This window comes from Massilia sp. CF038, assembly GCF_900129765.1.
In the GTDB taxonomy this organism is placed as follows: Bacteria; Pseudomonadota; Gammaproteobacteria; order Burkholderiales; family Burkholderiaceae_D; genus Telluria_A.
This window is the reverse complement of the sequence record NZ_FQWU01000002.1, coordinates 159,516-185,481: the sequence shown is the minus strand read 5'-3', so window position 1 is coordinate 185,481 and position 25,966 is coordinate 159,516. Positions and strand designations below refer to the sequence as shown.

The 25,966-nt window shown below is 62.4% G+C and carries 24 protein-coding genes; 14 read left to right on the top strand and 10 right to left on the bottom strand.

From position 1 onward, the window contains the following. Positions 1-2: 2 nt before the first annotated feature. The 5 genes from BUC24_RS10875 to BUC24_RS10855 all read right to left on the bottom strand — a co-directional run bounded on the left by BUC24_RS10875 (position 3) and on the right by BUC24_RS10855 (position 8,340). Positions 3-923: a diguanylate cyclase domain-containing protein gene (locus BUC24_RS10875; protein WP_073215537.1), complete on the bottom strand. Its 921-nt coding sequence runs from the start codon at positions 921-923 to the stop codon at positions 3-5. Beyond that, positions 920-5,005: a response regulator gene (locus BUC24_RS10870; RefSeq protein ID WP_229448170.1), complete on the bottom strand. Its 4,086-nt coding sequence runs from the start codon at positions 5,003-5,005 to the stop codon at positions 920-922. The genes BUC24_RS10875 and BUC24_RS10870 overlap by 4 nt, the downstream gene beginning before the upstream one ends. A 212-nt stretch (positions 5,006-5,217) precedes the next feature. After that, positions 5,218-6,477: an acyl-CoA dehydrogenase family protein gene (locus tag BUC24_RS10865; protein WP_073215534.1), complete on the bottom strand. Its 1,260-nt coding sequence runs from the start codon at positions 6,475-6,477 to the stop codon at positions 5,218-5,220. Further along, complete coding sequence (locus BUC24_RS10860; RefSeq protein ID WP_073215531.1) at positions 6,474-7,559, bottom strand: phosphotransferase; 1,086 nt, start codon at positions 7,557-7,559, stop codon at positions 6,474-6,476. The genes BUC24_RS10865 and BUC24_RS10860 overlap by 4 nt, the downstream gene beginning before the upstream one ends. Before the next feature lie 76 nt (positions 7,560-7,635). Beyond that, complete coding sequence (locus BUC24_RS10855; protein ID WP_073215528.1) at positions 7,636-8,340, bottom strand: histidine phosphatase family protein; 705 nt, start codon at positions 8,338-8,340, stop codon at positions 7,636-7,638. Between the two features lie 189 nt (positions 8,341-8,529). Here BUC24_RS10855 and BUC24_RS10850 point away from each other — a divergent pair, with 189 nt between their 5' ends. From BUC24_RS10850 to BUC24_RS10800, 11 genes are all read left to right on the top strand, one after another. Further along, a complete protein-coding gene (locus tag BUC24_RS10850) occupies positions 8,530-10,233 on the top strand; it encodes a GspE/PulE family protein (RefSeq protein WP_073215525.1) in 1,704 nt (567 codons plus the stop codon). A gap of 3 nt (positions 10,234-10,236) precedes the next feature. Next, complete coding sequence (locus tag BUC24_RS10845; RefSeq protein ID WP_073215522.1) at positions 10,237-11,469, top strand: type II secretion system F family protein; 1,233 nt, start codon at positions 10,237-10,239, stop codon at positions 11,467-11,469. Further along, a complete protein-coding gene (locus BUC24_RS10840; protein ID WP_073215518.1) occupies positions 11,466-11,987 on the top strand; it encodes a type II secretion system protein in 522 nt (173 codons plus the stop codon). Before BUC24_RS10845 ends, BUC24_RS10840 begins: the two co-directional genes overlap by 4 nt. Positions 11,988-12,026: 39 nt before the next feature. Further along, positions 12,027-12,647, top strand: coding sequence for a type II secretion system protein (locus BUC24_RS27510; protein WP_083598873.1), 621 nt, complete (start codon positions 12,027-12,029; stop codon positions 12,645-12,647). 201 nt (positions 12,648-12,848) lie between these two features. Next, positions 12,849-13,793 carry a type IV pilus biogenesis protein PilM gene (locus BUC24_RS10830; protein WP_073215515.1) on the top strand — a complete coding sequence of 315 codons (945 nt, stop codon included), beginning with the start codon at positions 12,849-12,851 and terminating at the stop codon, positions 13,791-13,793. Then, a complete protein-coding gene (locus BUC24_RS10825) occupies positions 13,790-14,437 on the top strand; it encodes a PilN domain-containing protein (protein WP_073215513.1) in 648 nt (215 codons plus the stop codon). Before BUC24_RS10830 ends, BUC24_RS10825 begins: the two co-directional genes overlap by 4 nt. Next, positions 14,434-15,090: a hypothetical protein gene (locus BUC24_RS10820; RefSeq protein ID WP_073215510.1), complete on the top strand. Its 657-nt coding sequence runs from the start codon at positions 14,434-14,436 to the stop codon at positions 15,088-15,090. The genes BUC24_RS10825 and BUC24_RS10820 overlap by 4 nt, the downstream gene beginning before the upstream one ends. Next, positions 15,075-15,446: a hypothetical protein gene (locus BUC24_RS10815; protein ID WP_073215507.1), complete on the top strand. Its 372-nt coding sequence runs from the start codon at positions 15,075-15,077 to the stop codon at positions 15,444-15,446. The genes BUC24_RS10820 and BUC24_RS10815 overlap by 16 nt, the downstream gene beginning before the upstream one ends. Positions 15,447-15,461: 15 nt before the next feature. After that, complete coding sequence (gene mshL, locus BUC24_RS10810) at positions 15,462-17,234, top strand: pilus (MSHA type) biogenesis protein MshL (RefSeq protein WP_073215506.1); 1,773 nt, start codon at positions 15,462-15,464, stop codon at positions 17,232-17,234. A 2-nt stretch (positions 17,235-17,236) separates the two neighbouring features. Next, a complete protein-coding gene (locus BUC24_RS10805) occupies positions 17,237-18,127 on the top strand; it encodes an ExeA family protein (RefSeq protein ID WP_073215503.1) in 891 nt (296 codons plus the stop codon). After that, complete coding sequence (locus BUC24_RS10800; protein WP_083598872.1) at positions 18,124-19,221, top strand: tetratricopeptide repeat protein; 1,098 nt, start codon at positions 18,124-18,126, stop codon at positions 19,219-19,221. The genes BUC24_RS10805 and BUC24_RS10800 overlap by 4 nt, the downstream gene beginning before the upstream one ends. 18 nt (positions 19,222-19,239) lie before the next feature. On the opposite strand, the gene BUC24_RS10795 is transcribed toward BUC24_RS10800, so the two are convergent. From BUC24_RS10795 to BUC24_RS10785, 3 genes are read right to left on the bottom strand one after another with little or no spacing between them, the layout of a single operon-like run. Continuing rightward, the gene (locus tag BUC24_RS10795; RefSeq protein ID WP_083598871.1) at positions 19,240-20,337 is read right to left on the bottom strand and encodes an HD-GYP domain-containing protein; all 1,098 of its coding nucleotides are present in this window, start codon (positions 20,335-20,337) and stop codon (positions 19,240-19,242) included. 44 nt (positions 20,338-20,381) lie between these two features. Continuing rightward, on the bottom strand, positions 20,382-21,539 hold the full coding sequence (locus BUC24_RS10790) for a pyridoxal phosphate-dependent aminotransferase (protein ID WP_073215497.1): 1,158 nt from the start codon (positions 21,537-21,539) through the stop codon (positions 20,382-20,384). Between the two features lie 47 nt (positions 21,540-21,586). Further along, positions 21,587-22,024 carry a putative toxin-antitoxin system toxin component, PIN family gene (locus BUC24_RS10785; protein WP_073215494.1) on the bottom strand — a complete coding sequence of 146 codons (438 nt, stop codon included), beginning with the start codon at positions 22,022-22,024 and terminating at the stop codon, positions 21,587-21,589. A 27-nt stretch (positions 22,025-22,051) separates the two neighbouring features. On the opposite strand from BUC24_RS10785, the gene yaaA reads away from it, so the two are divergent. Then, positions 22,052-22,822, top strand: coding sequence for a peroxide stress protein YaaA (gene yaaA / locus BUC24_RS10780; RefSeq protein WP_073215491.1), 771 nt, complete (start codon positions 22,052-22,054; stop codon positions 22,820-22,822). Positions 22,823-22,861: 39 nt separating this feature from the next. Here the strand turns inward: yaaA and BUC24_RS10775 are convergent, their stop codons facing one another. Beyond that, positions 22,862-23,671 carry an outer membrane protein assembly factor BamD gene (locus BUC24_RS10775; protein ID WP_073215489.1) on the bottom strand — a complete coding sequence of 270 codons (810 nt, stop codon included), beginning with the start codon at positions 23,669-23,671 and terminating at the stop codon, positions 22,862-22,864. A gap of 65 nt (positions 23,672-23,736) precedes the next feature. Between BUC24_RS10775 and BUC24_RS10770 the strand changes: the two genes are divergently transcribed. Both BUC24_RS10770 and pgeF read left to right on the top strand, forming a co-directional pair. Beyond that, a complete protein-coding gene (locus BUC24_RS10770) occupies positions 23,737-24,774 on the top strand; it encodes an RluA family pseudouridine synthase (protein ID WP_073219936.1) in 1,038 nt (345 codons plus the stop codon). Next, complete coding sequence (gene pgeF, locus BUC24_RS10765; protein ID WP_073215486.1) at positions 24,774-25,562, top strand: peptidoglycan editing factor PgeF; 789 nt, start codon at positions 24,774-24,776, stop codon at positions 25,560-25,562. Before BUC24_RS10770 ends, pgeF begins: the two co-directional genes overlap by 1 nt. A gap of 26 nt (positions 25,563-25,588) precedes the next feature. On the opposite strand, the gene BUC24_RS10760 is transcribed toward pgeF, so the two are convergent. Next, a complete protein-coding gene (locus BUC24_RS10760; RefSeq protein ID WP_073215483.1) occupies positions 25,589-25,948 on the bottom strand; it encodes a hypothetical protein in 360 nt (119 codons plus the stop codon). Between the last annotated feature and the right edge of the window lie 18 nt (positions 25,949-25,966).

The window sequence follows — 25,966 nt, the reverse complement described above, 5'->3', positions numbered from 1 at the left end:
GCCTACTGGCCTTTAGACTTGAAGCGGTTGCGGCCTTCGGCCTTGGCTTCGTACAGCAGGGCGTCGGCGCTGCGGATCATCATGGCGGACTCGAAACGGTCGCTGGGCATGACGCTGACCACGCCCATGCTCACTGTCAGGATCGGGCCCACCGAGGACCGTTCATGGGGGATCGCCAGCCGCGCGACCTCGTCAATCACTTTGCCTGCCACCACCTCGGCGCCGCCCAGGTCTTCGTACGGCAGCAGGATCGCAAACTCTTCGCCGCCGTAGCGGGCCAGCAAATCCTGTGGCCGCATCGCGGCGCGCCCCATCGCCTCGCTGGCTTTTTTGAGGCAGGCGTCGCCTGCCTGGTGGCCATAGGCGTCGTTGAAATTCTTGAAGTGGTCGATGTCAACCAGGATCAGCGCAATCGGCATCTGGCTGCGCGCGCAGCGGCGCCATTCGGCATCGAGCCGTTCGTCGAAGGCGCGTCGGTTGGCCACGCCGGTCAGGCTGTCGGTCAGGGTCAGTTCGCGCAGCGCATCGCTCTGGAACTTGACGGTCAACTGGGTGCGTACGCGGGCCCGCACCACGGCGGCGTTGACCGGTTTGCTGATGAAGTCGGCCGCACCGGAACTCAGTGCGCGCGTTTCATCCTCCGGCGTTTTGAGCGCGGTGACGAAAATGATGGGAATGTCGCGCGTCAGCTCGGATGCACGCAGGGCCGCGCACACGGCGTAGCCATCCATATCCGGCATCATGGCGTCCAGTAGAATCAGGTCAGGCAGCTGGTGCTGGGCCATGTGCAGGGCCTTGGTCCCGTTCATGGCGAACAGCACGTCGTGCTCGTCCTGCAGCGCCTGGTGCAGAATCTGGATGTTTTCCATCGCATCATCGACGATCAGGATCCGGCCCTTCTTTACGATGCTGCCCCAAGTCATTGCGTCACCCTTCGATCCATGATCTCTTTCAGCTGCCGTGCAGCATTGGCAAACGCCAGTGTGGCAATCGCGTCAGCCAGTGCTCCCAGCATTGGCGCCGGGGCCAGCGCGGCCAGCTGGCCACGCAGCGCATCGAACTCCGCCAGCGCTTTCAGGTTGTTATTTTGAAGTAATCCTAGCAGATTCGCCAGTTTCTCATCCAGGGAGCGGGAATCGGCGCTGGCCGTGTTGTTTCCGGGCGCGTCGGGCAGTTGCAGCTCGCGCGCGGCCACCATCAATTTGGCCAGTTCCACTTCCAGCAAATCAAGGCGCGGCAGCAGAATGTCCACGCTATCCTTGCGCACGGCCTGCTCGAATTCCAGCGCCAGGCCGGCAAATTCGGTGGCGCCCAGGTTGGCCGCCACGCCGCGCAAGCGGTGCATCAGCGCTACCGCCGCATCGCGTTCGTTGCTGCGCAAATGCTGGCGCACTTCGGCCAGCGTGCCGCCCTGGGATTGTTCGAAGCGCTTGAAGAGGGCGACGAAGTTGGCGAAATTGCCGCCAAAGCGGGGCAGGGTGGAGCGCAGGTCGATGCCCTCGATCTGGGCCGGGAGCGCGCCGTCCACCGCGCCGGGATCGGCCCGATAGCGGCTGCGTGGCGCTTCGCGCAGTTCGCGCACATCGCCGCCCGAGGTGACCCGCAGCAGCGCCGACACCAGATTATCCACGTCAATGGGTTTGGAAATATGGCCATTCATGCCTGCTTCAATGGCGCGCGCGCGGTCGTCTTCCATCACGTTGGCAGTCATGGCGATGATTGGCAAGTCGGCCAGCCCCATGCTGCGGATGGCGCGCGTGGCTTCGTAGCCATTCATGACCGGCATTTGAATGTCCATCAGGACCGCGTCGTAACGGGTAGGGGCGTCGCTAAGCATGTCGACGGCGATCTTGCCATCGGCGGCGATGTCGACCGCGGCGCCCGCATGCAGCAGCAGGTAGTTGGCCACTTCCTGATTGATCTGATTGTCTTCAACCAGCAGCACGTAAATGCCTTCCAGGCGGCCGGCCAGGCCGCTGGCCTGCCCCGTGGCCAGTTGCGGGCGGCCTGTGTGCAGCTCGACGATGGCCGCCACCAGCGCGTCGCGCGTGAACGGTTTGCTCAGCACAGCATCAAATTTGATGTCGCCGGCCAAGCCGTCAAGCTGGGCACGGGTGTCTTCGCCCACCATCAGCGCGGTGCGCGGCAGCGCAATGCTGCGGTCGGCCTGGGCATAGGTGAGCACAGAAATACCGTCGAGTTCCGGCATGGCCGCGTCGAGCAGCAGAAAATCGTAACGCTTGTCGTGCCCTTTGGCCGCGCGCAGCAGCTCAAGCGCTTGCGAGCCGCTCGCTGCCGTCTCTACGCGCCAGCCGAACCAGCTGCACTGCGCAGCGATGCTGGCGCGCACACCCGGGTTGTCGTCGACCACCAGCACGGAACGGCGTTCCAGGCCCGGCAAGTCAGGCAGACCGACGGTGGCGGCGCCAGGATGAATGCCGAAGGCGGCATCGAACACAAACTCGGCGCCCTGGCCAAGCGCGCTGTGAACTTCGATGGTGCCGCCCATCAGGCCGACCAGGCGTTTGCAAATGGTCAAGCCCAGGCCAGTGCCGCCGTATTTGCGGCTGGTGGAACTGTCGGCCTGGGAGAACGCGTTGAACATCTTGCTGTGCTGCTCGGGTGCGATGCCGATGCCGCTGTCGCGCACCGAAAACACCAGCGTCATGCTTTGTTCGTCGACCTGGGCGCCACGGCGTACGGCCAGCACCACTTCGCCCCGTTCGGTGAATTTGATGGCATTGCTGACCAGGTTGAGCAGCACCTGCTCGAGCCGCATCGGGTCGCCCACCAGCTGCACCGGCACATCCGGCGCCACGTCGTAGACCAGTTCCAGGCCCTTGCTGGCGGCGTTGGGCGCGAGCAGCACCGAGATACTGTCAAGGACCTGGTCGATGCGGAACGAGGTGTATTCCAGCCGCATCTGGCCCGCTTCGATCTTGGAGAAGTCGAGGACATCGTTGAGGATGCCCAGCAGCGAGCGGGTCGACATCTTGATCTTGGCCACATAGCCGCGTTCGCGCCGCGCCAGGGGCGACTCTTCCAGCAGGCGTGCCAGGCCCATGATGGCGTTCATGGGGGTGCGGATTTCGTGGCTCATGTTGGCCAAAAATTCGCTCTTGGCACGGTTGGCTGTTTCGGCCCGTTCCACCGCGTGCACCAGTTGTTCGTTGAGCGACTGCATGCGCGCTTCGGCGGCGATGCGTTCGCTGATGTCGCGCACGATGACTTGCAGCACCGGCTTGCCGCTGGAGTTCAGGCTCGTGAGGATAACGTCGGCGTGGAACAAGGTGCCGTCCACACGCTGGTGCAGCCACTCGAACTGATGGCTGCCCCGCTCCAGGGCATAGCGCATGAACTGATCGGCCTTGTCGGCGGAGCGGCGCCCGTCGGGCTGGAACTCGGGCGAGGTGGCCGCGGGCGACAAGGTGAGGAATTGCTCCACGCTGCTGCAGCCGAAAATGGCGGCGGCAGCGCGGTTGCCGCCCACGTAGCCTTCCTCGGGGGAGACCAGCAGATGGGCGTCGCCGGACATTTCGTAAATCACGTGGAACTGTTCGCTGATGTCGCGCAGCTGCGCCGTCAGGCGCTTGGTTTCGCTGACATCGAGCACCAGGCCGCTCACGCCCACCATTTTGTGTTCGCTGTTGTAGACCGGGTGGTAGCTCACCAGCCAGTGGTGGATCACACCCGGATCATAGGGCACGTCGCCCTGGCCTTCCACATTGAGCAGGGGCTGGCCAGTGTCGCGCACCTGGCGGTAGGCGCGCTCGTACTCGACCCCGATGGGGCCAAGCAGCTCGGGCAGGGTGCGCCCGATATGCTCGGCCGGCGTGCGCGCATTGATGCGCGCCAGGTAGTCGTTGACCATGACCACGCGCAGGTCGCAGTCCAGCAGGGCCAGGCCAGCTGGCGCGGTGGCGTACACGTTCTCCAGCAAGGCATAGGCGTTATGCAGTTCTTCGGTACGCTCGCGTACCCGCTCTTCCAGCCCGGTGCGGTAGCGCTGCAATTCGGCTTCGACCTGCTGCAAGGCGGTGGCCACTTCGGCCGCTTCGCGAATGCGCAGCGGGGGAATTTCGACCGGCTCGCCCCGGCCCAGCGCTTGTGCCGGTGCGCACAGCGCGCGCACCGAGCGCCTGATCCGCCCGCCGATCACCCAGGCATAAAAGAAACCGACCGCCATCAAGCCGCCAACGCTGAGAATGATGTTGGACATCGAGGCGCGCACACCTGCGTAGGCGGCGTCGCGCGGGACGCCAATGTTGGCGACCCAGCCGCGCTGGTCCGAGCGGGTGTAGCTGAGGATGACTTCAAGGCCGTCGCGCGTGACCAGTTCCAGCATGCCATGCCCCGACTTGGCCAGTGCCTGCAAGACGTCGGGGTGGGTCATCTTGCCCATCCAGCGTTGCGGATCGCGGCTGCGCGTGACGATGCGGTACTGGCTGTCGAGAATCGAGGCATGCCAGGTCGCGGGCATGCGCAATTCCTCCAGCAGACGCGTCATGTGACTGGCCGACAGTTGCGCCGACAGGATGTAGGCGACTTCGCCGTTGCGCCACACCGGCACCTCGACCGAGGCGTGATAGGGGGCGTCGGCGCCGTTGCGGTACAGGTCCGATGTGAGTACATCGCCGCCGGCAAAGGCTTTGCGGATGGTTTCAGCATTCGGGTTGGGCGCGAGCGGGCGGCCGTAAGCGACGCGGGTGTCGAGCAGCGGCCGACCGTCGCGGTCGGACAGAACAAAGCCCGTGGCCGGCAGTTCCGGGCGCAGGATGCTGCGGGCCTGCATGTGGAAGTCGGCCAGATTGCCTGCGGCGAGGCTGGGAGAGCTGGCCAGGGCGCGGGCCGCGGTCTCGGCCGTGTCGAGATCGCGCTCGACCGCGGTCAGGAGCGTTGCGCTGATGCGATCGGCCTCGAGCAGCAGCCTGCTGCGTTCGCGGTTGAACGAGTCGAAGGTCAGGGCGGCGAAACCAATCAAGCTGGGTAACAGACAGGCCAGCACCAATTTCGCCGTCTTGGAGCGAATTGAAGGAAGGGTTTTGCTTGAAGAAAACTGCACCAGAAATGCCTCCGCCACGCGCTGCGGCGCATTCGCACGCCGTATGCCTGATGGTAGCCGAGCAGAGGATTTCTTGAAAGTACTTTACGTGCTGACAAGCAGACGCACCACGTTGAACAAAAAGCACTTGTGGCAGCATCTGCTCATACCCGCCGTCAGCCGCGCGTCACGGGCAGGGCCGTCCCTTCAGCCAGCTGCATGTGCTTGGCCAATTCCAGTTTGGCAATAGCATTGCGGTGCACCTCGTCCGGACCGTCGGCCAGCCGCAGCGTGCGGTTGCCGGCCCACTGATAGGCCAGCGGGAATTCATCGGACACGCCCGCGGCGCCGTGCGCTTGAATGGCCCAGTCCAGGACTTGCTGGGCCACATTCGGCGCCAGCACCTTGATCATGGCAATCTCGGCCTGCGCATGCTTGTTGCCCACCGTATCCATGAGCGACGCGGTCTTGAGCGTCAGCAGGCGCGCGGTATCGATCTGGATGCGCGACTCGGCAATGCGTTCACGCCAGACACTCTGATCGGCGATTTTCTTGCCAAAGGCGACGCGGCTGCCCAGGCGCTGGCACATCAGTTCCAGCGCGCGTTCGGCCACGCCGATGGCGCGCATGCAATGGTGAATCCGGCCCGGTCCCAGACGGCCCTGGGCAATCTCGAAACCGCGCCCTTCGCCCAGCAGCAGGTTGGCCGCTGGCACGCGCACGTTCTCGAACAAAATTTCGCAGTGGCCATGGGGCGCGTCGTCGTAACCAAACACGGGCAGCGGCCGCACCACGGTCAGGCCAGGCGTGTCGGCCGGCACCAGAATCATGGACTGCTGCGCGTGGCGCGCGGCGTTGAAGTCGGTCTTGCCCATCACGATGTAAATCTTGCAGCGTGGATCGCCGGCGCCGGAAATCCACCATTTACGGCCATTGATCACATAGTCGCCGCCATCGCGCTCGATCCGCGTTTCGATGTTGGTCGCGTCCGATGAGGCCACGGCCGGCTCGGTCATGGCAAAGGCCGAGCGGATCTCGCCGCGCAGCAGCGGTTCGAGCCACTGGCGTTTGTGCTCTTCGGTGCCGTAGCGCTCGATCGTTTCCATGTTGCCGGTATCGGGCGCAGCGCAGTTGAACACTTCCGGCGCCCACACCACGCGGCCCATGATTTCGCACAGGGGCGCGTAATCGAGATTGGACAAGCCTTCCGGGGCCCGCGCCGACTTGGGCAGGAACAAGTTCCACAAGCCCTGTTCGCGCGCCAGCGGTTTGAGGCGCTCGATCAGTTCGGTAGGAATCCAGCGGTTGCCTTTTTCGGTCCCGTTGGCGTCGACTTCCTGCTTGAAGGCTTTTTCGTTTGGATAAATGTGCTCGTCCATGAAGCCGAGCAGGCGCCCCTGCAGTTCCTTGCAGCGGTCGGAGTAGTCGAAGTTCATTGCTTGTCCTTCATCAGTGAGATTGCACGCTGGGCGTAGGTCCAGCCAAGTTCGGCCATGGGGCGGGCCGCTTTGCCGTTCTGCAGGGCCTGAGCACTGGATGCGGTGCCGTCCACATAGCGCTTCATGATGCCCTGCATGATGCCGGCCAGGCGGAACATGTTGTAGGCCAGATAGAAATTGAAGTCTTCGATACGGATGCTCTTGCCCGTGCGTGCGCAGTACGCGGCAATGTATTGTTCCTGGCTGGGAATGCCCATCTCCGCCAGCGGCAAGCCGGCAATACCGCGGAACTGGCCAGGGGGAATGTGCCAGCTCATACAGTGGTAAGAGAAGTCGGCAGCCGGGTGGCCCAGGGTCGACAATTCCCAGTCCAGCACGGCCAGAATGCGTGGCTCGGTGGGGTGGAAAATCATGTTGTCGAGGCGGAAGTCGCCATGGACGATGGCCGTGTCGTCACCCGCAGGAATGTTTTGCGGCAGCCAGGCAATCAGCTGGTCCATGGCGTCGATGGTCTCGGTGCTGGAGGCCTGGTATTGCTTGGTCCAGCGCTCGATCTGGCGCGCAAAGTAGTTGCCTGGCTTGCCAAAGTCACCCAGGCCGATGGCGGCGTAATCGGTGGTGTGGAGCAGGGCGATCACGCGGTTCAATTCGTCATAAATAGCGGCGCGCTCGGCGGGCGTCATGCCCGGCAGCGACTGGTCCCACAGGACCCGGCCATCGATAAACTCCATGACATAAAAGGCACGGCCAATCACGCTCTCGTCGGTGCACAGGGCATACTGGCGCGCGGCGGGAAAGCCGGCTTTTTGCAGCGCATCCATGACGCGGAATTCGCGCTCGATCGCGTGGGCCGAAGGCAGCAGCTTGGCCGCCGGACCGGGCTTGGTGCGCAGCACGTAATGCTGGCCGCCCGCGGTGATCTTGAAGGTCGGGTTGGACTGACCACCCTTGAATTGCTCTACCGACAGCGGGCCGCCGGGATAGCCGGGCACGTGCACCCGCAAATACGCATCAAGCGCGTCGACGTCGAACTTCTGGCGTTCCGACACCGGTTTGGTCCCCATCATTTCTTCGAACATCGTGTCTCCTGGGTCATTGGTCCGGCCTATTCTAGCCGATTAAAAGCACGCCCGTACTATTTATTTGCCAGCCGCTTCAGCGCGATTTCAGGTACTGCACATATAACTGTTCCATGGTGGTGCTGCGCGAATCCGTCTGAAGCGGCAAGGGCGGTACAAAGTTCATGAAACGCACCACCCAGTCGCCCCGTTCGGCGCCCACGTCGAGCGCATTGATGCAGGCTGGCGTTTGCGCCAGTGCCCCCAAAAACAGGCGTTGCCCGGTCAGGGCCAGCGACAGGATTGCGCAGTTGACGCCCCCATGCAGCACCAGCAGCACCGTGTCCCAGTCGGGATCAGCGCGCAGGCGCTCGATGGCAGGGTGGATGCGGTCCATCAGCTCGCCGACCGACTCGCCACCGAGAAAGCGCTTGTCTTCGCTGACCACGCCCTCGAAGGCACCCATGAAGGCGTCGCGCAAGGCGTGGTCGGGGATCTGGGACAGGCGCCCGCCCCGTATTTCTTCCAGCTCGGGCCAGGCGTCGATGGCAATGTCCTGCCCGGTCTCGGCCAGCACGCGGCGCGCGGTTTCCACCGTGCGCGGCAAGCCGGACACAATCACCCGGTCGAAGCGCACCCCGGCATCGGCAAACACGCGCCCGGCGGCAGTGGCCTGCGCCCGGCCTTGTTCGGTCAGGACCACGGTCTCGGGCAGGACCGGGTTGCCGGCCGTATCAAAATAGGAAACGCTGCCGTGGCGCATCAGGTAAATGCGGCGGCGGGAAGAGGAAGGGGGAAGCATGCGACTCCGTCAAGTGAACAACATCGATGATGGATTCTATCCCATTGCAAGCTTGCCGCTTCAATAAGGCAAGTGTCGCGATTTCACAATGTTCGTGCGCACGGTAGACGCTAAATCATTCTTATCGACAAAATTCTGGTGGTTCTGCCTTAGAATGGTCCGCAGGAATTTAACAATGAAGGTGGGTGGATGGCACGGCCGGAAAAAGTGCGTTTGGGTGAAATCCTGGTGCAGCAAAAGCTGTTGTCGGAAGATCAGCTGGGGCTGGCACTGCAAGACCAGAAGCGCAGCGGGCGCAAGCTGGGCCGCGTGTTCGTGGAAAGCGGTTTCGTCACGGAAGATCAGATTTCCGGGGCCCTGGCCAAGCAGCTTGACATCCCTTACATCAATCTCAAGTTCTTCAACACCAATCCGGACATCGTGCGCCTGCTGCCGGAAACCCAGGCCCGGCGTTTTCGCGCCATTGCCCTGGAAGAGAGGCGCGGCTCGCTGCTGATCGGCCTGTCCGACCCGACCGATCTGTTTGCTTATGACGAGATCAGCCGCCAGGTCAAACGCCCGATCGAGCTGGCCGTCGTCAATGAAACCGAGGTGCTGGCCAGCATTGACCGCATCTACCGCCGTACCGAAGAAATTACTGACTTCGCGCGCGAAGTGGAACAGGACCTGGGCGACAGCTTTGTCGACTTTGGTGCGCTCGCGTCGAACCCGAACCTGGAAGAGGCGCCGATTGTCAAACTGCTGCAATCGGTGTTTGATGATGCCACGCAGGTGCGCGCGTCCGACATTCATATCGAGCCGCAAGAGTCGCGCCTGCACATTCGTTTTCGCATCGACGGCGTGCTGCACCTGCAGACCGAAGCCGATATCAAGGTGGCCATTCCGCTGGCACTGCGCCTGAAACTCATGTCCGACCTTGATATTTCGGAAAAGCGCTTGCCGCAGGACGGGCGCTTTGCCGTCAAGGTCAAGCAGCAGCGGGTCGACGTGCGTATTTCCACCATGCCCACGCAGTACGGTGAATCGGTCGTCATGCGTCTGCTCAACCAGGGTGGCACCACGCTGCGCCTGGATGCGATTGGCATGCCGGCGCGTCTGGTCGACAAATTCCGTTCCATCGTGGCGCGGCCCAACGGCCTGGTGCTGGTGACCGGGCCCACCGGCAGCGGCAAGACCACCACCTTGTACAGTGCCCTGTCGGAATTGAATTCGACCGAGAAAAAATTGATCACGGTGGAAGACCCGGTCGAATACCGCCTGCCGGGCATCAACCAGGTGCAGGTGAACGACAAGATCGAGCTGACCTTTGCGCGCGTGCTGCGCTCGGCGCTGCGTCAGGATCCGGACATTGTGCTGGTGGGCGAGATGCGCGACCAGGAAACAGCCCAGATCGGCTTACGCGCTGCCATGACCGGTCACCTTGTGCTGTCGACCTTGCACACCAACGATGCGGCCAGTACCCCGCTGCGCCTGATGGACATGGGCGTGCCGCGCTACATGGTGGGCAGTTCGCTGCAAGCCGTGCTGGCGCAGCGCCTGGTACGCAAAATTTGCGAAAGCTGCACCACCGAATATCAGCCGACCGTGACGGAGCGCGAATTCCTGCGCGCCGAACTGGCCGATACGGTGGACAACGTCAAGTACTTCCACGGCAAGGGCTGCTCGCACTGCAATGGCATGGGCTACCGCGGCCGTACCGGGGTGTACGAGTTGCTGGAAATGACCAAGGAAGTGGTGGACGCGGCCAACCACCCCGATCCTGCCCACTTCCTGAAAGCGGCCCACACGCAGATGGCGGGCGAAACCTTGCGCCGGCACGCGGTCGCGCTGGTGGTGCAGGGCAGGACCACCGTGTCGGAAGCGATGCGCATCAGTAACCAGCTCGAGGATTAAACGGTGCCCTTTTACGCCTACAAAGCGCGCAATGCCCGCGGTGAGCTGCTCGAAGGCGTGATCGAGGGCGCTGACAGCAGTGCCATTGCCAACCAGTTGTTTGGCACCGGCGCCACGCCCGTCGAAATTGTGGAGGCAAAAAAACCCGTGGTCGCCAGCAACAAGGAAGGCTGGTTGGCGGCGCTGATGGAACGCAAGGTCAGCTCGATGGACGTGCAGATGTTCAGCCGCCAGCTGTACACCCTGCTCAAGTCGGGCGTGCCCATCATGCGCGGCCTGGCTGGCTTGCAGGAGTCGTCCACCAGCAAGGCCTTTGGACGGGTGATCGGCGACCTGCGCGAGTCGCTCGACTCGGGGCGTGAATTGTCGGCCGCCATGCGCCGCCACCCTGAAGTGTTTGATAATTTTTATCTCAGCATGGTGCGCGTGGGCGAAATGACTGGGCGCCTGGAAGACGTGTTCCTGCGCTTGTTTGACCACCTGGAGTTCGACCGTGAAATGCGCCAGCGGGTCAAGTCGGCGCTGCGCTACCCCAGCTTTGTGGTGGTGGCCATGATCATCGCCATTGCGGTGGTGAATGTATTCGTGATCCCGCAGTTTCAAAAGGTGTTCGACAGTTTCCACACCACGCTGCCCCTGATGACGCGCCTGCTGGTGGCCTCGTCGACCTTTACCGTCAACTACTGGCCGCATTTGCTCATTGGGACGGTTGCGGGCGTATTGGGCGCGCGCGCCTGGGTCAATACCGAGCATGGCCGCTACGAATGGGACCGCCGCAAACTCAGGCTGCCCATTGCAGGGAAGATCATGATGAAGGGCACGATGGCGCGCTTTGCACGGAGTTTTTCGCTGGCCAGCCGCAGCGGCGTGCCCATCGTGCAAGGCTTGACCACGGTCGCGCAAACGGTGGACAACGCCTATCTGGGCGCGCGCATCGAGCAGATGCGCGACGGGGTGGAGCGGGGCGAAACCATCTTGCGCACGGCCAGCATGACGGGCGTGTTCAACCCGCTGGTGCTGCAGATGATTGCCGTCGGTGAAGAGACCGGCTCGCTGGACGACATGATGGATGAGATCGCGCAAATGTATGAGCGCGAAGTCGATTACGAACTGAAGACGCTGTCGGCCCAGATCGAACCGATCCTGATCGTGTTCCTGGGCGTGCTGGTAACAATCCTGGCGCTGGGCATTTTCATGCCGATCTGGGACCTGGGCAAAGCGGCCATGACAAAATGAAACGCCAGCACGGCTTTTCGCTGTTCGAGCTGGCGGTGGTGGTGACGATTATCGGCGTACTGACGGGCACCTTGCTGACACGGCTGCGCTGGTATCAGGAAGAAGCCGAGTTGGCAGCAATGCACCGGGTTGTCGCTGCGCTTCGTAGCAGTTTGAACATGCGTGCCGCGCAGTTGATTGCAGAAGGCAAACAGCATCAGATTGAACAGTTGGCAACGATAAATCCGATGAGCTTGTTGGCACAAAAACCAGCAAACTATGTGGGTGAGTACTTTACGCCACAGAACTTTAAAATTTCTCCCGGGAACTGGTTTTTCAATCGAAAAAAATTGCTCCTCGTGTATATTACTCGGACAGGTGCAACACTTCCGGGCGCAGCATCGAAACAGTTCAGTTACCGTATCGAACTGTCAAGAACCCTGGAGGACGCTAACGGCCCAAAACCTGCCGAGACGTCAGATCGCACGACAATTGAGGGAATCGTCTTGAACGAAGTCCCGAGCAATCTCAGCAGATAGTTTTATTTCCTTCTTTTTAGCCGTTAGGAGCCCGACCCAATGAACACCCAAATCATCCGCAAGCAAGCCCAAGCTGGTTTCACCCTGATCGAACTGATCGTCGTCATCGTTATCCTGGGCATTCTTGCCGCAACCGCACTGCCACGTATGTTCGACATGACTGGCCAGGCCCGTCTGGCGCGCATGCAAGCGGCTCTGGGTGCAGTGCGCTCGGCCTCGGCCACGGCCCATGCTGCCTGGCTGGTGAATGGCGGCCAGCTTGGCTGCGCCACTTGCGGCCTGAATGGTACTGCCGTCTTGCCAAGCGTGATCAATGCCGAAGGCACCAACATCCTGACCATTGGCGGCTTCCCTGAAGTCGGTGGCGATGGCGTGACGAATACTTCCGTGAACGCCATTGGCGGCATGGTCAATGCAGCCAACCTGCAGGGCGACTATGTACTGACCACCTTCGGTCCGGCCCTGGGTGCTGCTGCCCCGACTGCCACGACCCTGAGCGTTGCGGCTGATGCCACCCACCCGAACTGCCGCTTCACCTACACCGAAGCGACGCAGACCGCTGGCGGTACCGGTTCCGCCACCGTGGTGGGCGCTTCGCCAACCGTAGTGAATCAGCCTGTCATCGACACCGCACTGCTGACCCTGGCCAACTGCCAGTAAGCCAACGCACCGGGGTCGCCCCGGTCAGTCAAAACAGGCCAAGCGATTGGCCTGTTTTTCATTGCGCGTGCCCGGCCTCGTCCAAAATGTCAAAAAACGCTTTCCCGATTGAAAAATAGGGGTCGCCGCGCATGAAATGTGAATATAATCAAGACGCTAGAGCGGCTTCCTGAACAATCATTTCAGCATTGGATTCAGTGCATGGGTTTTTTCAAGAAAACTAGGAAAACCAGTGGCTTGCTGGCCATTGGCTTCGATGCCGGCGGTGTGTGTGCCGCGCGCGTGAGCCGGGTGCCCGATGCCAAACCGGTGGTCGACCTGGCTGCCGCGTTTCCTGCAAAACTGGCGCCCACACCGGAAGCGCTCGACAAGATCGCGCGCGAACTGCAGGCGCTGCAGTACCAGGTGTCCACCTTGCTGGGCGGGCGCGATTACCAGATGCTAGCAGTCGAGTCCCCCAATGTGCAGCCGGAAGAATTGAAGGCGGCGGTGCGCTGGCGCCTGAAGGACATGCTCGACTTTCATGTCGACGACGCCACCATCGATGTCCTTGATATTCCCGCCGACAAAAACGCCAACACCCGTCCCAGTTCGATGTTCGCCATTGCCGCGCGCAATGCCGTTATCGAAGCGCGCCAGAGCCTGTTTGCCAGCGCCAAGGTGAATCTGGCCGTGATCGACATCCCTGAAATGGCACAGCGAAATATCTCGGCCATGCTGGAACCCGAAGGGCGTGGCCTCGCCATGCTCTCGTTCGCCGACGAGGGCGGTTTGCTGACCGTGACCTTCGGTGCCGAACTGTATTTGTCGCGCCGGATCGACGTCACGCTGGCGCAAGTGCTCGAGACCGATCCGGACCGGCGCAACCAGTGTTTCGACCGGGTCACCCTCGAACTGCAGCGCTCGCTCGACCACTTCGACCGCCAGTTCCATTACGTGAACGTGTCCAAGCTGGTGCTGGCGCCGTTGCCATCATCGGCACTGGCCGATTACCTCTCATCCAATTTGTACATGCCGGTTGATTCGCTCAACCTGGCCAGCGTATTCGATTTAAGCAAAGTGCCCGACCTGACGGGCCTGGCAGCCCAGCAGCGCCACTTCCTGACGCTTGGCGCTGCGTTGCGCCACGAGGAGATGGTGCTTTGAGCCAGCAAATCAATCTGTTCAATCCGATCTTCCGCAAGCAGAAGAAGTATTTTTCGAGCGTCACGATGTTGCAGTCCCTGGGCCTGATTTGCCTGGGCTGCGCCTTGCTGGCAGCCGATGCCGCCTATCGCATGCGCTCGCTCAAAGCCCAGGCCGCCGCCACCGATGCGCTACTGGTCAACAAGCAACAGCGATTGGCCGACGCGAAAGTGCAATATCCACCGCGGCCGAAAAGCACCACGCTGAGCGCGGAAATCACGACAGCGCAAAACGAGCTGACCATGCTGTCCGAGGCAGCCGACACGGTGCAGCGCGGCGGGTTTGGCGATACGCGCGGGTTTTCTCCGTATTTCCGTGCATTCGCGCGCCAAAAAGTCGATGGCCTGTGGCTGACGGAACTGCGCGTGGCTGGCAGCGGCAATGCAATCGGGGTGCAGGGCAACGCGCTCAATGCGGAGCTGGTGCCCCAGTACTTGCAGCGCCTGGCGCGTGAACCGGTGATGAAGGGGGCCACTTTTTCCACCCTGGAGATCGGCACGCCGGAAACCGACAAGAGCGCAGGCGCAGCTACGCCGCGCTATCTCAGTTTCAGTCTGCAATCGAGTCTGGCAACTGCAGCGGCCGCGCCGGAGGTGGTCAAATGAAGCAATACTGGAAAATCATCAGCGGGCGCATCGATGCGCGTACCTTGCGCGAGCGCGCCATGATGTTTGCCGCGGCAGCTGCCGTGCTCATTTTTGCCGCTTTCTTTTTCTACCTGAATCCGAATTATGCGCAGCAGCGCGTGCTGCTGGACGAGATGGCGCGCCAGCGCGACCAGATCGCCGCGGTCGACGCAGAAACGGCGCAAACCATTCTCACCCATACGATCGACCCGGACGCGGCCGAACGCGCACGCCTGGCGAAGATACGCGCCGACGCCAAGGCCCTGTCCGACAAGTTGCTGGCCATGCAGGAGGGCATGGTGCCGGCCGAGCGCATGTCCACCATGCTGGAACAGATGCTGCGCGCGCACCGTGGTTTGCGGCTTAAATCCTTGCGCACCCTAAGCGAGGTGGAAGCGGCGCCGGCGCCAGGTGCGGCAGCCGCGCCGGCAGCGCTGCTGCAAAAGCATGGGGTGGAACTGGTGGTGCAGGGCAGTTATCCGGACATGGTCGCATACATGGCCGCGCTGGAAGCAATGCATGGCCAGCTGTTCTGGGGCAGCGCCAATATGCGGGTCGATACTTATCCCGACGCCACCCTGACGCTGGTGGCTTATACCGTCAACCTGGACAAGAAATGGGTGAAACTATGAGCGCGCTGGCGCGCCTGCTTGCCGCTGTGGCCATGCTGGCCTCTGCTGGCATGGCGATGGCACAAGACGCGCTGGACGATCCAACCCGGCCGCCTGCCGCGCTGAGCGCGCCGGCGGCAAGCGGCGCCCCCGCTGCGGCCGGACTGCCTGACCTGCAATCGATTCTGGTATCGCAACGCCCTGGTGGACGGCGCGTGGCTGTGATCGACGGCAAGCCGGTGCGCCAGGGCCAGCGCGTTGGCGACGCCATCCTGGAAACGATCCGTCCCACTGAAGTGGTGCTCAAGCGCGGCCAGCAGCGCGTGACCCTGAAGCTTTTCCGGCCGCCCGAGAGCGCGGCCGCAGCCCAACCTTAAAAGACAGAACCTGTTATGCAGAAAACTACCTGGATTGCTTGTATGCTGGCCCTGAGCACGATGGCGGGCTGCGCCGCGCCGCCGGCCACGCGCAGCACCTACGATACGCTCAGCAATGGCCTCAAGGAAGATGCCGCGCGCAACAGCAACGCGCCGGTGCGCCAGCCCGACGCCGTGGCCGACGCGCTGCTGCCACCCGTTGCCGTGATGAACAACCGCCTGCCGCGCGGGCGCGCTGCGCAGGAAGAGCGCTTCAATGTGGCCTTCAACAACGTGCCGGTGCAGCAGTTCTACCACTCGATTGTGGAAGGCACGCGCTATAACATGCTGGTGCATCCGGACGTGAGCGGCACCATTTCGGCCAACTTGAAAGATGTGACGATGGTCGAAGCGCTCGATGCCATCCGTGAAATGTACGGCTTCGATTACAAGATCGAGGGCACCCGCATTTCGATCAAGCCGCTCACCATGCAAACGCGTGTTTTTCAGATCAATTACCTGATCGGTAACCGGAAGGGCACATCCAGCCTGAAAGTGACCTCGACTTCGGTCAGTTCCGCGGCCAACAACAGTAACAATAACAATAATCAGAACAACCAGAACGGGAACGGCCAGAACAATAACAACAATAATAACAATGGCGGCGGCGACACCAGCAACAACGGGCCGCAGGAAAGCAGCCAGATCACCACCACCTCGAACAGCGAGTTCTGGGCCGAACTGAAGGCCGCGCTGACGGCCATTGTGGTGCCCGGCGATGGCCGCAGCGTCGTCATCAGTCCGCAATCGGGCGTGATCGTGGTGCGCGGCATGCCCGAGGATTTGCGCAACGTGGCCGAGTATCTGAAGGCCAGCCAGTTGTCGGTCAACCGCCAGGTGATCCTGGAAGCGAAGATCCTCGAAGTGGAATTGAACGACAGCTTCCAGATGGGCATCAACTGGGCCGGTTTCGGGAACTACAGTGGTGGCGACCGCCGCCTTTCCGCCGGCTTGCTGCAGCCCGGCACGGGACTGGCACCGACGGGCACGCTGGCCAATACCGGGCCCGCAGGCGTCAGTGCAGTGGCCGGCTCTGCCATTGCAGCGGCAAATTCGGCAGCTGGCTCCTTGTTCGGGCTGGCATTCCAGACCCAGAATTTTGCGACCCTGATTTCCTTCCTGGAATCGCAAGGGACGGTGCACGTGCTGTCCAGCCCGCGCATCGCCACCATGAACAACCAGAAGGCCGTGCTCAAGATCGGTACCGATGAATACTATGTGACCGGTGTGACGAATAACACCAGCACGAATTTGACGGGCAATACCCAGTCCACGCCGAGCGTGACGCTGCAGCCCTTCTTCTCCGGTGTGGTGCTGGACGTCACCCCGCAGATCGACGAGAAGGGCAACATCATCCTGCACGTGCACCCGTCGGTGAGCCAGGTGTCCACCGTGAGCAAGGGGATCAACCTGGGCACGGCTGGTTCGCTGTCGCTGCCGCTGGCAGCCTCGTCCACATCCGAAATGGACAGCATGGTGCGCGGTCAGGATGGCCGGGTGGTCGCCATTGGCGGCCTGATGCGCCAGTCATCCACCAACGACCAGTCCGGTGTGCCGGGCGCGCAGCGGGTGCCGGTGCTGGGCGCGCTGTTTGGCAGCAAAGGGCGGGTTAACCAGAAGCGCGAGCTGGTGGTGCTGATCAAGCCGACCATCGTCGACGACAGCAATCCGAATGCCTTTGGCAACGACATGCTCGACGCCAGCCGCCGCATCGAGCAGCTGGCGCCGCCGTCGCAGGAGCGCAGATAAGCATGTACACCGCCCATTTCGGCTTGCGCGAAGCACCGTTCGGCATCACGCCGGACACCAGCTTCTTTTTCACCAGCCCCCACTCGCAGGAGGCGCTCAACACCTTGCTGGTGGCGGCGCGCAATGGCGAAGGCTTCATCAAGATCACGGGCGAGGTGGGCACCGGCAAGACGCTGCTGTGCCGCAAGTTCATGGCGACGCTGGGCAAGGAATACGTCACCGCTTACATTCCCAATCCCTTGCTGGAGCCGCGCACGCTGATGCTTGCGCTGGCTGATGAACTGGAGATCGCGCTGGGGCGCGATGTGGACCAGCACCAGTTGCTCAAGTCGATTAACAATCGTCTGCTGGAACTGGCAGCGGACGACAAGCGCGTGCTGCTGTGCCTTGATGAGGCGCAGGCGATTCCCATTGAAAGTCTGGAAGCACTGCGCCTGCTGACCAATCTGGAAACGGAAAAGCGCAAGCTCCTGCAAATCGTGCTGTTTGGCCAGCCCGAGCTGGACAAGAACTTGCAGGAGCAGTCGATACGCCAGCTGGCGCAGCGCATTACCTTCCACTACCACTTGGGCGCCCTGAGCCGCGATGACATGGAGTATTACCTGGTGCATCGGCTGCGCATTGCCGGCTACGGTGGCTCGCGCATGTTCACGCGCCAGGCGCTGAACAAGCTGTACCGCGCCAGTGGCGGCATTCCACGGCTGGTGAATATTCTGGCGCACAAGTCCTTGATGGTCAGTTTTGGTCAGGGAACGCAACAAGTGAGCCGGGCCCATGTGGCCGAAGCCGCCAAAGACACACTGGCAAGCAAAGCCGCCGCGCCGCGCTGGGCGCTGGCTGCCGTGCCCGCGCTTGTGGCCCTGGCCGGCCTAACCTGGATGTTTAGCAAATGAGTCTGATAAACAAAATGCTGCAAGACCTGGATGCGCGCGGTTCCCAATCGGGCACCGGCATGCAGTCTGAAATCAAACCGGTGCTGGTGGCCGAGCCGCGCCTGCCTGTACGCCAGATCGCCACTGCCGCGGTGCTCATCGTATTCGCACTGGCGATGGGGGCGTGGTTCTGGCTCAAGAAGCCGGCCGGGCCGCGTGCATTGACCATGGACGCACCTGCGGCGAATGCGCCCACTGCGACGCCGCCACCCTCCGTGCCGGTTCCTGGCGTGGCGGTGCCTGCCACGGTCACGAACAAGGGCGTTGTGCCCGACGGTCCCAAACAGGCACCATCGGCGCCAGTGGCGGTCGCACCGGTTCAGCCAGAGCCGGCCGGCGCCGCGACAGTTACCGCGCCCAGGGCACCAGCGAGCAACGCGCCCGCCAAGGCGGCAAACAAGGTCGCAAGCAAGGTGGCGCCAGCAGCAAGCACCGCGCACAATGCGCCTGCCGGCAGCACCGCACCAACAGGCGGACGCCAGATGACCAGCGAACAGCGCGCTGAACGCAGCTATCGCGAGGCCATGACGATGCTCGATGAAGGCCGCGCCAGCGCAGCCATGGACGTGCTGTCCCAGACCCTGGTGTTAAACCCGCGCCATGAAGGTGCCCGCCAGAGTCTGGTCAGCCTGCTGGTGGAAAGCGGACGCAAGGCGGAAGCGATGCAGCAGCTCGAGCAAGGTCTGGCCGCCGATGCAGGGCAGCCGGCGCTGGCCATGCTGCTGGCGCGGATGCAGATCGATGCCGGCCAATCCGGTGTGGCCACGCTGCTGCGCAGCTTGCCGGCTGCGGCCGGCAATGGTGATTATCACGCCTTCCTGGCTGGCGCTTTGCAGCGTGAACAGCGCCACCCTGAAGCAATTGATCAGTATGCCTTGGCGCTGCGGACCAATCCCGAGCACGGCGTCTGGCTGATGGGGATGGGAATTTCGCTCGAGGCCGAGCAGCGCAACGGCGAAGCGGTGCAAGCGTTTCAGCGCGCCAAAGCAAGCCGCACGCTGACGGCCCCGTTGCAGGAATTCGTCGATCGCAAATTGCAGAAGTTGGGTCGGTAAGGCGCGGCGCCCCAGTGCTTACAGGCTGGCAGCCTCACCCCAGATCAGCTTCATCGTGAAGCGGACCCTGGCCTGGTCCTCGTGCAGCGCCTCGGCCACTTCGCAGCCCTCATCGCAGGTGCGGCGCGGGTGTGCCTGGGGCAGGGTGCTGCCATCGGCGGCGCGCAGTATGTGCACACCCAAGGTGCCCTCGGCGTCCGGACGGCGCGACACCACCCCGATCTCGCCATTTTGCAAGCGCACCAGGGTGCCAGGCGGGTAGGGGCCGATTTCATAGGAAAAATGGGCTACCACGGCGGGATCGATCGGCATTTCCCTGTCGCAGGCCAGCTTGCCCAGGGCCACAGGCGGCAGCAGCGAGCGCCGGTAGTTGCGGGCCGAGACAAAGGCGCAGTAGCGGTCCGCCAGACCAATCAACTTGGCATTCTGGGAAATCTCGTCGCCCAGCCGGCCTTGCGGATAGCCGCTGCCGTCATCGTTCTCGTGGTGCAGCAAGACCAGGTCAAGCCAGGCGTCATCTTCAATGCCCGCCCAGCGCAACATGTCGACACTGTCGGACGGATGGCGGCGGATGGCGGCCCGTTCTTCGCTGCTCAGCGCGCTGTCACGGTTCTGGTACAGGTCGGCCTGGCGCACCATGCCCACATTCATGGTCAGGGCGGCAGCAGTGACGAGCAGCACTTCCGGCGCCGACTTGCGCATCGCCCGCGCGATCAGGCACACGACGATGGCCGCCTCGGTGCAGTGGCGCACGGCATAGGCGCCCGCGATCTGGTTCAGGAAAATGGCGGCGAGCACGATGTCCTGGTCGCGTTCGACCGTGTCGATCAGTTCCTGGGCCAGCTGGCGCAAGTCGCTGTCGGCGCTGTTCTGGTCGCGCAGGCTGAGCAGGATGGCTTCCAGACGGCGGTTGAGCTGGTTCAGGTGCTGCAGGATGGAGGCCTGGCCGCCTGCTTCGGCATACAGTCCGGCATCGAGCCAGCCTTCCAGCTGTTCCGGCGCAGCGACCTTGCCTTTTTCCAGCAACGGGCGGGTGGCGGCCGGCGTGTTGAACACGTCCCAGGGCAGCGGCTGGCCGAACACGATGTCGGCAAGAGTGATACGTCGAATGGCCATGGTGTCGGTCTGACCTTGATCGCTGCAGGTTGCAAGAGGATCGCTCAGAGCCTGGCCAGGCGCGTCAGCGCGAGGCGCAAGGTCTCGTCCTGTTTGGCAAAGCAAAAACGCACGATGCCCGACTCGCGGCCCTGGCTGTAGAAGGGCGAAACGGGGATTGCCGCCACCTTGATTTCGGTGGTCAGCCATTGCGCGAATTCCGACTCCAGTATAGAGGAAATCGCATCGTATCTGACACATTGGAAATAAGTTCCGTCGGCTGGCAACAACGTGAAGCGCGATCCCGCCAGGCCCTCGCGGAACAGGTCGCGCTTGCGCTGGTAAAAGGCGGGCAAATCGCGGTAGGGCGCCGGATCGGCCATGTAGGCGGCCAGGGCGTGCTGCATCGGCGTGTTGACCGAAAATACGTTGTACTGATGGACTTTGCGGAACTCCGCGCTGAGCGCAGCGGGGGCGGCCACATAGCCGACTTTCCAGCCGGTGACGTGGTAGGTCTTGCCAAAGCTGGAGACGACAAAGCTGCGCGCTGCCAGTTCGGGTGTGCGGCACACCGATTCGTGGCGCTGGCCGTCGTAGACCATGTGCTCGTAGACTTCATCGGACAAGATCAGGATGTCGCTGCCGCGCACAATATCGGTCAAGGCGGCGATGTCGGCGGCGCGCAAGATCGAACCGGTCGGATTATGCGGCGAATTAATGATGATCAGGCGCGTGCGCGGGCTGACTGCTGCCGCCACCTGGTCCCACGGCACCGTGTAGCCCAGTTCGTTCACGGTCATCGAGACCGTCACCGGCACGCCGCCGGCCAGCGCAATTGCGGGTAGGTAGCTGTCGTAGCTCGGTTCGATGACGATGACTTCGTCGCCGGGATGCACGCAGCACAGAATGGCCGTGGTCAGCGCTTCGGTGGCGCCGGCGGTGACGGTGATTTCGCTGGCGGCGTGATAGGTGGCGCCATATTCAGCCGCGATTTTGGCTGCAATTGCCTCGCGCAGCACGGGCGCGCCCGTCATCATCGGATACTGGTTGTGGCCGGCGCGCATGGCGGCGCCGACGGCGTCAATCAGGGCAGGGTCGCAGGCAAAGTCAGGAAAACCCTGGCCCAGGTTGACGGCCCCGTGTTCGGCGGCCAGGGCCGACATCAAGGAAAAGACGGTGGTGCCAACGGCAGGCAGGCGGGACGGCAGGGCAGGGGTGGACATGAAGCGTCAGTAAAAGTTGCACGAACCCTCATTTTACCCCGAGCGGTTCAAGCCAGTTTGAGCCAGGCTTCCGGGACCATGATGCGGAACATGCCGGCTTGTGCGGTTTTGCGGGCCAGCTTGAGCAAGGCCTTGTCCTTGGTGACCAGGATGGCCGCATCGGCGTCGCGCGCCACTTCCAGAAATTTCTGGTCATCCTTGTCGGTGCAGACCGGCAGGCGCACCAGCTTGGGCGCGGGCGCCACCACCTTGATCAAGGCGTCGAAGCGCTGTGCCGCCAGGGGGCGGCTGTCGTTGTCCAGTGGCAGATGGCTGTAATGGAGCACGACCAGGTATTCGTCGCGGCAATCGCTACGCGTGACCGCTTCGACGGCGCCGCTTTCCAGGGCCGCCATCAGGCTGGCCCAGCGCGGATCGCGGAACACGAACAGGTCGAGGCAAACATTGGTGTCAAGCACGATGCGTTGGGCTGGAGCGGGTATCATAGTGGTCTGCTTACTCGTTTGAATGTTATGTTGATTGTATTATCGCCTGCCAAGACCCTCGACCTCGAGACGCCCCCGACCACCAAGTTGCACACCCAGCCCGATTTTCTGGATCGCTCTGCCCAGCTGATCGAGCGCCTGCGTGGGTTTTCACCTGCCGAGCTGGCCAGCCTGATGGATATTTCCGACACGCTGGCCCATCTGAACGTGGGCCGCTACGCCAGTTGGACCATGGACACGCGTGAAGGGCGGCAAGCGATCATGGCCTTCGATGGCGATGTGTATGCCGGTTTCGATGCGCGCTCGCTGAAACCCGCACAGCTGGCGTACACCCAGGCGCACGTGCGTATCCTGTCCGGTCTGTACGGCGTGCTGCGCCCGCTTGACCTGATTCACCCGCACCGGCTCGAGATGGGTACCCGCCTGGACAACCCGGGCGGCAAGGACCTGTATGCATTCTGGGGCGAGACCGTCACTGGCGCGCTGAATGGCGCGATTGCCGACAATGGCGCGGAAGTGCTGATTAATCTCGCGTCCGAAGAATACTTTAAATCGGTCAAGCCGGCGCGTCTGGCGGTACCCGTGATCACACCCGTGTTCCACGACTGGAAAAACGGCAAGTACAAGATCATTTCCTTCTTTGCCAAGCGTGCGCGCGGGATGATGGCGCGTTACGCCGCCGTCAAGGGGATCACCGATCCCGCCAAGCTCAAGCGATTCAATGTGGACGGCTACAGCTTCGACAAAAAAGGATCGGACGCCAGCCACTGGGTGTTCACGCGCAAGCTCGAGAGCTGACCCGGCGATAAAAAAAACCGGGACGCGCCCGGTTTTTTCTTACTTCTCGTTCTTGGACCAGAACTTCCACCACGAACTGTCCTGCTGACCGCCTTTGAGGAAGCGGCTGTTCGGGTAGTTGGTGGTGAGCACGCGCTCGGTATCCTTGCGCAGGTCCGGCATGCCCAGTTTCTCGTAATTGCGCATCATCAGGTACAGCGCTTCTTCGCGGGCTGGCGCATTCTGGTATTCCGACACCGCGCCCTGGGCACGGTTGAGCGAGGCGAGGAAGGCGCCGCGACGGAAGTAGTAGTTCGCCACGTGCACTTCGTACTGGGCCATGGCGTTGATCAGGTAATTCATGCGCTCCAGCGCGTCCGGCGTGTATTTGCTGTTCGGGAACTTGTCGACCAGCGCCTTGAAGGCGGCAAACGATTCGCGCGTCGCTTTCGGGTCGCGCTCGGTCGGATCCTGTTCGTACACCACGCTCAGCAGGCCGAGCTGGTCGTTAAAGCTGATCAGGCCGCGCAGGTAGTACATATAGTCCACTTGCGGATGGGTCGGATGCTCGCGAATGAAGCGTTCGGTCGAGGCCAGCGCTTGTGCCTGGTCGCCCGTTTTGTAGTACAGATAGGCGATTTCCATCTGCGCCTGAGTCGCATAATTACCGAACGGATAGTTCGTTTCGAGACGCTGCCACAGCTTGATGGCGTTTTCGTATTGACCTGCATCGGCCTCGCTGCGCGCCTCAGCGTATAATTTCGTAACTGGCCAGCCTTTTGTTTCGTCGGTTTTTTCCGGCAGCCAGCTGCAAGCCGATACGGCCAGCAGAACACATGTAGCAACAACAGAAGATAATTTTTTTTGCATAACTTTGTGCAAGAGAGTATTAACCGAGATTCAACGAAATGCTGATTATAGCCGATGGGACTGCTGTGACATTAACTCCAACGCCGAATTCGGCGGATTTACCTTTTGACCCTGATTTCGACGAGGAAAGCGACGCCGAGTTCCTGCCCCTGGCGGACGGTATCGACCTTTCGCCGATCACCCTGGAGCTGACCCCGGAGGCGTGCGGCCACCGCCTCGACAAAGTCATTGCCGGCCTGGTGCCGCAATTTTCGCGCAGCCGACTGCAATTGTGGTTCGACGCCGGCCACGTGTCGGTCGACGGCAAGCCAGCGCGCGGCAAGGATACCGCGTATGGCGATGAAACGGTCGTTATCGTGCCACAAAGTGCGCCCGAAGATGCGGCCTATACGCCGGAAGACATTCCGCTCAATATCGTGTTCGAAGACGAGCACATTATCGTCATCAACAAGCCGGCTGGCCTGGTGGTCCATCCGGGCGCGGGCAACTGGGCCGGTACCCTGCTCAACGGCTTGCTGCACCACGCGCCGCAACTGGCAGGTGTGCCGCGCGCCGGCATTGTGCACCGGCTCGACAAGGACACCAGTGGCCTGATGGTGATCGGCAAAACACTGGCCGCGCAAACGGACCTGGTGCGCCAGCTGCAGGCGCGCAGCGTCAAGCGCGAATATTTTGCGCTGGTGTGGGGCACGCCACAGTTGTCGGGCACGATCGACGCATCCATGGGACGGCACCCGAAAGACCGCGTCAAGATGGCAGTCTCGACCAATTTTTCGGCCAAGCCGGCCATCACCCACTACCAGCGTCTGGCCACCGGCATGCTGGACCGGCGTCCGGTCAGCCTGGTGCAGTGCCAGCTCGAAACGGGCCGCACCCACCAGATTCGCGTGCACATGCTCTCGATCGGTTATGCGCTGGTGGGCGATTCGGTGTATGGCAAGCAGCATCTGGCGCCCGTGTTCCCGCGCCAGGCCTTGCAGGCGCGCCGCCTGGGCCTGGTCCATCCCGCCACCGGCGAACAGTGCGAATGGATCGTGCCGCTGGCTGACGATTTTGCCGAACTGATCGCGCGTGCCGGGATCGAAGAGCCGGAGCAGGTGTAATGGCAGGGTTCGATCCCATCGTGCCTGACTGGCCTGGTGGACCGGCCAACATCGGTGCGCTGGCCAGTACCCGCGCGGGCGGTTTCAGTGCCGCTCCGTACGACGACGGGCAGGGCGGTGGTGGATTGAACCTGGGTTTGCATGTGGGTGACGATCCGGCCGTGGTGGCGCGCAACCGTGCCCTGCTGGCACAGCACGTGCCGGGCGTGCCCGCCTATACCTCGCAGGTGCACGGCATTGCCGTGGTCGATGCAGCGCAAGTGCAGCCAGACCGGCCAGTACTGGTGGCCGATGCCAGCATTGCCACCGTGCCTGGCGTGGTGTGCGCCGTCATGACGGCCGACTGCTTGCCGGTGCTGTTTGCCGACCGTGCCGGCAAGGTGGTGGGCGCGGCCCACGCTGGCTGGCGCGGACTGGCAGGTGGCGTGCTGGGCGCCACCGTCGAGGCGATGCGTGCAGCGGGCGCGGGCGAGATCCTGGCCTGGCTGGGGCCCGCAATCGGACCGGAACAATTTGAAGTTGGCCACGATGTGCTTGATAGTTTTGTGGGCGGTGCGCGTTCCGGGGCCGAGGCGGCGGCGATCCAGGCGGCGTTCCGGCCTCATGCGGGCCATGACGGCAAATACTTGGCAGATATTTTTACGCTCGCGCGCCTGTTTCTGGCACGCGATGGCGTCACCCAGGTCGCTGGTGGCCAGCATTGCACGGTCACTGATACGCAGCGTTTTTACTCGTATCGGCGTGATGGCGTGACCGGACGCCAGGTGAGTTTGATCTGGCTCAAGTGATTAACTTGAGTTTCCGCAATACTGCGTCAGTCGCTGCTACTGCCACTGTCGCTACTGCCGCTGTCGGAGCAGCTACTGTCCGAGCTGCTGCTGTCGGAACTGCTACAGTCGCTGTCATGCGTGCCGCGGTGGCTGCTGTCGTGGCTGGTATAACTGCTGTGGTAGGTGCTGGTGTCGGCCGCCAGGCTGCTGGTGCTGCCGCCGCTTTCACTATGATTGCGCGCGTCACGCCGTGCCCGGCGCGCGCGCCCGCCAGTCAGGTAGAACAAAATGGACAGGGGTAGCACACAGTAACCGAAAAACGTCATGAATCCGGCGACGATACTGTGTTCGGTCACAGCCATGAGGCCCACCACGTAGACCCAGGCAACGGCGACAATCCACATATAATTCCTTGAAAATCG